Source organism: Alteromonas alvinellae (genome assembly GCF_902705805.1).
Window position 1 is genome coordinate 1 of record NZ_CACSIH010000204.1, and the last position, 2,354, is coordinate 2,354.

Annotated in this window: 5 protein-coding genes; 2 read left to right on the forward strand and 3 right to left on the reverse strand. The window is 40.8% G+C overall.

Annotation, left to right across the window (positions count from 1 at the left end):
• Positions 1 to 42 precede the first annotated feature (42 nt).
• Both ACX5KA_RS15300 and ACX5KA_RS15305 read right to left on the reverse strand, forming a co-directional pair.
• On the reverse strand, positions 43 to 408 hold the full coding sequence (locus ACX5KA_RS15300; protein ID WP_039220735.1) for a DUF7674 family protein: 366 nt from the start codon (positions 406 to 408) through the stop codon (positions 43 to 45).
• Between the two features lie 120 nt (positions 409 to 528).
• Entirely contained in the window at positions 529 to 966 is a 438-nt protein-coding gene (locus ACX5KA_RS15305) for a GNAT family N-acetyltransferase (protein ID WP_458731576.1), read from the reverse strand.
• Positions 967 to 1,153: 187 nt separating this feature from the next.
• Between ACX5KA_RS15305 and ACX5KA_RS15310 the strand changes: the two genes are divergently transcribed.
• Together ACX5KA_RS15310 and ACX5KA_RS15315 are read left to right on the forward strand one after the other, a co-directional pair.
• A complete protein-coding gene (locus tag ACX5KA_RS15310) occupies positions 1,154 to 1,438 on the forward strand; it encodes a type II toxin-antitoxin system TacA family antitoxin (protein ID WP_039220741.1) in 285 nt (94 codons plus the stop codon).
• Positions 1,435 to 1,716: a type II toxin-antitoxin system RelE/ParE family toxin gene (locus ACX5KA_RS15315; RefSeq protein WP_039220744.1), complete on the forward strand. Its 282-nt coding sequence runs from the start codon at positions 1,435 to 1,437 to the stop codon at positions 1,714 to 1,716. Before ACX5KA_RS15310 ends, ACX5KA_RS15315 begins: the two co-directional genes overlap by 4 nt.
• 60 nt (positions 1,717 to 1,776) lie before the next feature.
• On the opposite strand, the gene ACX5KA_RS15320 is transcribed toward ACX5KA_RS15315, so the two are convergent.
• Entirely contained in the window at positions 1,777 to 2,271 is a 495-nt protein-coding gene (locus ACX5KA_RS15320) for an AAA family ATPase (protein ID WP_458731577.1), read from the reverse strand.
• Positions 2,272 to 2,354 lie beyond the last annotated feature (83 nt).

The following is a 2,354-nucleotide window of genomic DNA, read 5'->3' on the forward strand; positions in this document are numbered from 1 at the left end:
TCGCAGCGGGCGAACTTGATTTTTGGTTAGGAGCGTGCATTTTTAAACCACTACCCTTGGTGGTTTACCATGAAAGTCCAAGTACAATTTTCTTAGATTATCTGGCACGAGAGGCCAGCCACGTTCAATACCTTCTTTGGTACCTTTCCAGAATAAGTGTTCTGTATAATATACATCTATGTACTCGAATTCCGCCTTGGTTGCAGTATCTAGTTTCTCGCTCATGTACTGCAACTGTTCTAGTGCTTCTTCTAAGTCGCCTTGGTTTAACAAAATAGTTGTTAAATTTGCGAACTCTTTCATTAGAAATGTGAGTGCCCAACTCTCATGTTGTTCCATAAGAGGAACAACGTCAGGAAATTTAGTGCGGATTTCTTTTAAGAATCGTCTTATTTCTGATTTAGCGATTGATTTCGAAGAAGCTCCTAACTTTAAGCTAAGGGGGCGAAGCGCATGGCATAATAGCCGAAGTCGCCATGTGTTAGCGTCGCAGCGAGCCTGCGAGCGACTACAGCAGATTGTTAGAATTCATAGCTTAATAAGAGCGAGCATATCCTCACCATCTTCGTCCATGCCGATTTCTTGAAACCCAAAGCTGGAATAAAAATCTTTAGCAACAGGATTAGTAGGGTTATAGCATATTTCGATTTCTTTAACGCTGGGAGTTTGCTTTATAGCCTCAATTGCCAGCGTTAAAGCTATCCGACCTATCCCTTGGTTCTGATAATTCTTATCAACCATAAACCGCCAGATTGAAACTTTGGATACTGATTCTTTAACCCACATGAAGAAGCCAACGGGTTTATCGTCGAAGCAGATGGCCTTACAGGTGTGACCTTCGTTATAAAATGACTCAACCAATGACCACATGTTGCACGCGACGTAGTCTTCCTGTGCTTCAGTGACATCAAGGTCACAAACTGACTCATAATTTTTCTTGTTTATTTCTTCCAATGAAATTTGCATGTTCATCCTGAATTCTAACACCCGCATAACGGGCAAAAATACGTAGGCTATAATACCGAGCGAAGCGAAGGGAGCCTACGTGTTTTTGTCCCAAGGAGCGCAAGCGACCGAGTTAATGCGTTTGTTAGTTGCCGTAAATTCAATAGGTGTGCTAACATTTGTGTGTACATTTCATAAGGAGTTTACCATGGATACCCGTATTCAGTTTAGAGTAGATGAAGAAACTAAACGGCTAGCTCAGATAATGGCCGAAAGCCAAGGACGCACTTTAAGTGACGCTTGTAGAGAGCTTACGGAAGAACTCGCTGAACAGCAACGAAAAATAATGACTCATGATCAGTGGCTTACTGAAGAGGTTAATGCTGCGTTCAGTAAATTAGAGAGTGGGCAAAGTAAGTTTGTCAGTCATGAAGAAGCGAACTTGGACATGGAAGCTCGAAAAATGAAAATTAGGAATAAAGCCAAAAAATGATCTTATGGGAAAAAAGTTCGTTGGATGATCGTGAGGCTATATTCGAGTTTTTATACGAATTTAACCCATTAGCAGCTGAAAAAGCTGATGCAATAATTGAGAAGAAAGTTGAAAACTTGAACCAGCAACCTCTTATGGGAGTGGAGAGAGAGGGTATACCGGGAAGACTGTTAATAATTCCAGAGGTTTCAATGATCGTTTCATATTTTATAAAAGACGACATTATTCACATTCTTCGAGTTTTACACCAAAAGCAAAAATTTCCTGTAGGCAACTAACGCCACGCTCTGCGGAAAATTAGGAGCTCCAGCGAGTAAATTTTCCGTACCAGCACTTTGTTATGCACTTTTTGCCACTGCGATTAGATTGAAGCCTTCATCGGGGATAGGAGCCATAAAATACTTTGTAACCTGTTCAAACATATCTGGTGTATCTGTTGCCGATCTTTCTGGCTGTTCTTTTCGCCGTTTTTCAATCTGCTTTAAGCAGTCCGCATTTGGCAGGTCGATGTATATCAAATTATGTGGAGCCTCAATCTCGGAGAAAATACTCCGAAACCAATCTCTTTGTGACAGAGTATTTGCCGGAAAGTCCATTACTACATTAGTTCCTGCAGATAACATAGATTGAACAAGTTTTTTAATCTGAGGCTTAAGTAGATTTGAATATTCGATATAGTCATTGAGTGACGAAATCTTATTTGGGTATACTGACGCGAGCCATTCATCTTCTGAAAGCAATACTGCATTGTTTTTCTGTGCGATTTCACGAGCTTTAGTTGACTTTCCTGAACCCATTTTTCCACAGAAGAAGGTCAATGTTCCTTTGTTCATAGTTGCTCTCTATTTTGAAGCCTAACTTTTAAATAAGGGGCGATAACGCGTAGTGCATGTTCCGGCCCATTCCGATCACCCAT

Bases quoted from the DNA above. Each gene is read 5' to 3' on its own strand.
- ACX5KA_RS15305 (WP_458731576.1), bottom strand. From the start codon at position 966: ATGCAAATTTCATTGGAAGAAATAAACAAGAAAAATTATGAGTCAGTT.
- ACX5KA_RS15310 (WP_039220741.1), top strand. From the start codon at position 1,154: ATGGATACCCGTATTCAGTTTAGAGTAGATGAAGAAACTAAACGGCTA.
- ACX5KA_RS15315 (WP_039220744.1), top strand. From the start codon at position 1,435: ATGATCTTATGGGAAAAAAGTTCGTTGGATGATCGTGAGGCTATATTC.
- ACX5KA_RS15320 (WP_458731577.1), bottom strand. From the start codon at position 2,271: ATGAACAAAGGAACATTGACCTTCTTCTGTGGAAAAATGGGTTCAGGA.